Origin of the sequence: Methyloceanibacter marginalis, assembly GCF_001723295.1 — a bacterium.
In the GTDB taxonomy this organism is placed as follows: Bacteria; Pseudomonadota; Alphaproteobacteria; order Rhizobiales; family Methyloligellaceae; genus Methyloceanibacter; species Methyloceanibacter marginalis.
The window spans coordinates 1-3,529 of sequence record NZ_LPWD01000327.1; the positions used below are offsets into that span (position 1 = coordinate 1).

At 63.9% G+C, this 3,529-nt stretch carries 6 protein-coding genes; all 6 read right to left on the bottom strand.

Annotated features, from left to right (window positions below; all coding sequences use genetic code 11):
• Nucleotides 1-49: 49 nt before the first annotated feature.
• Entirely contained in the window at nt 50-307 is a 258-nt protein-coding gene (locus AUC71_RS11835; RefSeq protein WP_141701648.1) for a hypothetical protein, read from the bottom strand.
• Between the two features lie 76 nt (nt 308-383).
• Nucleotides 384-611, bottom strand: a complete 228-nt coding sequence (locus tag AUC71_RS21315; RefSeq protein ID WP_244500927.1) for a plastocyanin/azurin family copper-binding protein — start codon at nt 609-611, stop codon at nt 384-386.
• A 49-nt stretch (nt 612-660) separates the two neighbouring features.
• Nucleotides 661-831, bottom strand: coding sequence for a cupredoxin domain-containing protein (locus AUC71_RS21320; protein WP_244500928.1), 171 nt, complete (start codon nt 829-831; stop codon nt 661-663).
• A 165-nt stretch (nt 832-996) separates the two neighbouring features.
• Nucleotides 997-1,497, bottom strand: coding sequence for an adenylate/guanylate cyclase domain-containing protein (locus tag AUC71_RS11845; RefSeq protein ID WP_069624429.1), 501 nt, complete (start codon nt 1,495-1,497; stop codon nt 997-999).
• The gene (locus tag AUC71_RS11850; protein WP_069624430.1) at nt 1,494-2,024 is read right to left on the bottom strand and encodes a response regulator; all 531 of its coding nucleotides are present in this window, start codon (nt 2,022-2,024) and stop codon (nt 1,494-1,496) included. Before AUC71_RS11850 ends, AUC71_RS11845 begins: the two co-directional genes overlap by 4 nt.
• Complete coding sequence (locus AUC71_RS11855; RefSeq protein WP_069624431.1) at nt 2,021-3,385, bottom strand: response regulator; 1,365 nt, start codon at nt 3,383-3,385, stop codon at nt 2,021-2,023. The genes AUC71_RS11850 and AUC71_RS11855 overlap by 4 nt, the downstream gene beginning before the upstream one ends.
• Nucleotides 3,386-3,529: the final 144 nt, after the last annotated feature.

Sequence of the window (3,529 nt, forward strand, 5' to 3'; positions counted from 1 at the left end):
CGATCCTCGCGGCGCGCGTCGAATCTGAGCTCGACCGTGGCGCCTGACGTCAGGCGCTCGAGTGCCGCCCTCGCCTCCGCCACGAACGGCAAGGCGCGTCGCCCTTCCAGCCGAGCGGCGGCGACGGCGCTTTCACGCCGAGCAGGCGCACGGCGCGGCCGTCCGTGAGCTTGAGCGTCTCGCCATCGATGACGGAGGCAATCGTCGCCGTCTCGCCGGGCGGCAGGTCGCACGCCATTGCGGGCGTAGCGCCCAAAAGCACCACGCCAACAAGACAAGTCCAGACCCACACCCGCCGTCCGCTCATGCCCCCATTCTAGGGACTAGCCTCACACGCCGACAAGAAGCCGCCACGGCGCCTTGCCGCGGCGGCTCTTCTCCGCCTATTGCGGTAGCTCGGCCGCAAGGGCCTCGAAGCGCGCCTTGGCCATGGCGGGTGGCTCATAGTTTCCGAGCTGGTCCTTGTTGACGGGCTCGCCGGCGACGACGAGCGCCATCATGCCCATGGGATAGTGCGGTGCGCACTTGATCCCATAGACGCCTGGCTTCTCGACGGTGAGCGTGACGTCTTTGGAGAGTTCACCTTGGAACGTCGCCGCGCCTCCGGCCAAATCTCCGGCAACGTCTCGGCATTGTGGAACTGGTCGACGGCCACGAACTTCACCGTGTCGCCAGGCGCGCCTCGATGAAGCTCGGCTCGAAGACCATGTACTCGCCCTTGCCGTTGTCGTTGAGCATTTTCACCACATGCTCGGCGGCACGCGCGCCCGCAGGGGCAATAGCGAGCAGCGCCGCAATGGCGATCGAGAGTCGTATGAAGTGGAGTGACATCCTTCCTCCCTATGGTGTTCTTGATGGTCAGGATGCCCAGCGCGGCCAGTAAAGCCGCCATGGCGAAGCAGCGTCAATGCGACGATTTGGGAGGTTTCTCTGCCCGATGCAGACCGGGAGAACTCCCGACGGAACGCCGGAAGGAGTGCCCGCCGCCGGCGCATGCTACGCGGGCAGCGCCCGGATTCCGAAGATCGAGATCGGGCCTTTGCCTTTGACTTCGAGCTCGCCAAGGGCCTCCCCGTGGAAGGTCGAGCGAAGCTGATCCCAGATTTCCGCCGTGGCGGCGACAGTGCCCGGCGCACTCATGCCAACCATGCGCGCGGCGATGTTGACGGTATCGCCCCAGATGTCGAACTGGTAGCGCTCCTGACCAACAACTCCGGCCACCACCGGGCCCGCATGCACGCCGACGCGCACCTCCCAACTGAGATGGGCGTCGATCAAAGTCGAGGCCATTTCCAGACCGCAGCGCACCGCCGCACCGACGGGGTCCTCCACCTCGTGCAAGAGACCCGCCGCCGCCATGAACCCATCGCCGATGGTCTTGATTTTCTCAAGGCCGTGTTTGGCAGTGACGCGCTCGAAGATGACGAACAGCGCATCGAGCCGCGAGATCACATCTTCCGGCTCGTGCTGGTCGCAGTAGGCCGTGAAGTTGCTCACGTCGCAAATAGAACCGCGACATTCTCGTAGCGCCGCGGGATCACCGTGCCAAAGCTGCGAATCTCGTCCGCCGCCTTCTTCGGCAGCAAGGCATGCAGCAACTGATCGGCTTGGGCACGCGCATCCTGCGCCTCGCTGACCGCGTCCTGCAAAGCCAGTTGCGTTTTTACGCGCGCAAGAACGATCGGCGCAGAGAAGGGCTTATGAATATAGTCTACCGCGCCGACCTCGAAGCCATTCTCCTCGTCGACAGAATCGGTCTTGGCCGTAAGGAAGATGATCGGGATTTCCTGTGTGTCCGGGTTCGCTTTGAGCCTGCGGCACACCTCGAACCCGTCCATACCAGGCATCATCACATCGAGCAGGATGAGATCGGGCTTCTCTTCCGCCGTCGCGATCGCCAAAGCCTTCTCGCCGTTGGTGGCCACCTTGGTCCGGTATTGATCCTTGAGCACGCCGGAGACGACCGAAACATTCGTCGGCGTATCGTCGACAATCAGGACGAGCTTTCGGTTAGAGCCGGTCATGATCCGCCCCCGAGATCGATGGAGAGGCGCGAGGCGATGCCCGACAAATTCTCAAGCGCGGCGTCGAACTCAAAATTCCCCACCTGCGCCGACAGCTTCTTGATTTCGCCGGGCGTGAGGACGCCAGCCAGCTGGGACTTGGCGTCCATGACGAAATCGGCCGCTTCTCCGTCGTCTGTTTCCAGGAGCTTCTTGAGCCTGGCGAGCGGGGCGACAACCGTGCTCGGATCGCCCGACGGCGGGGCGATGGCGTCGTCTTCCGCCTCCGGCGGCAATGCTGCCTCGATGCCGTTGATTACGGGCTCTAGCGCGAGGGAGAGAGCCTCTAAGGCCTGCTCGGGGTCCTGACCGGTCCGGACCAGAACCTCAGCCTCCGCCGCGGCAGCCGACAACGCGCTGGCGCCAAGCGTCGCGGCAACGCCTTTGAGCGAATGCGCCGCTCGTTCGGCGGCGCCCGTATCACCCTCGGACAACGCAAGGCGTATGACACCGACCGTATCGGCCTGCCGTTCGACAAACATCCGCAATAAAATCTCATACCGGGCGCGGTTACCGCCGGTGAGACGCAGCCCCGCGTCGGTGTCGATGCCCTGTATCGCCAACGGCGCTGAACCGCTTTCGGCGGCATTGAGCGGCGGCGACACGTGAGGCACATCTGCGTGTTCGTTACCGCCGTCCCTGCGGATCCAGCGCATCAGCACTCCGAATAGCTGGTGGGGATCGATCGGCTTTGCGATGTGATCGTTCATGCCGACATTCAGGCAGAGCTCACGGTCGGACGCGAGGGCGTTTGCCGTCATGGCGATGATCGGCAGATCCTGATAGCGGCGGTCGGAGCGCAAGATGCGCGTGGCGGCAACGCCGTCCATGACGGGCATCTGCATGTCCATGAGCACGACGTCGTAGTCGTTCTTCTCGATCATGCGGATCGCTTGCTCGCCGTTCTCGGCCAAGTCCACGAAGATATTGGCGTCCTCGAGCTGGCCGATAGCCACCTCTTGGTTGATCTCGTTGTCCTCCACCAAGAGCACCCGTGCGCCACGCAGGATATCGGTCTCGATCACGGGAGTGGATTGCGCGGGCTCGATCTCGCCGCCCTCCCCGCCGAGGGCAACGACGGCGGTGTCGAACAGAATCGAGGAGGTGACGGGCTTGATCAGAACATTCTCAAAGCCGCTCTCCTCGGCCTGCTTGAGAACCTCTTCGCGCCCGTAGGCGGTGACCATCACCAGATGCGGCGGCTTGGATCCGTCGGCCAAGGCGTGGATGCGCCGTCCAGTCTCGATCCCGTCGAGCCCGGGCATCTGCCAGTCGATGAACGCAATCTCGTAGCGCTCCCCGAGCTTGGCGGCCTGAACCATTCATTTCCAGCGCCTCTTCGCCGGAGGCGCCTCGTCCGCGGTGAAGGTCATGCTGGTGAGCATGTTCGCCAGCACGGCGCGTGCATGCGAGTTGTCGTCGATCACCAGCACACGCCGGCCCCGCAAGTCGGACTGGAGCAAGCG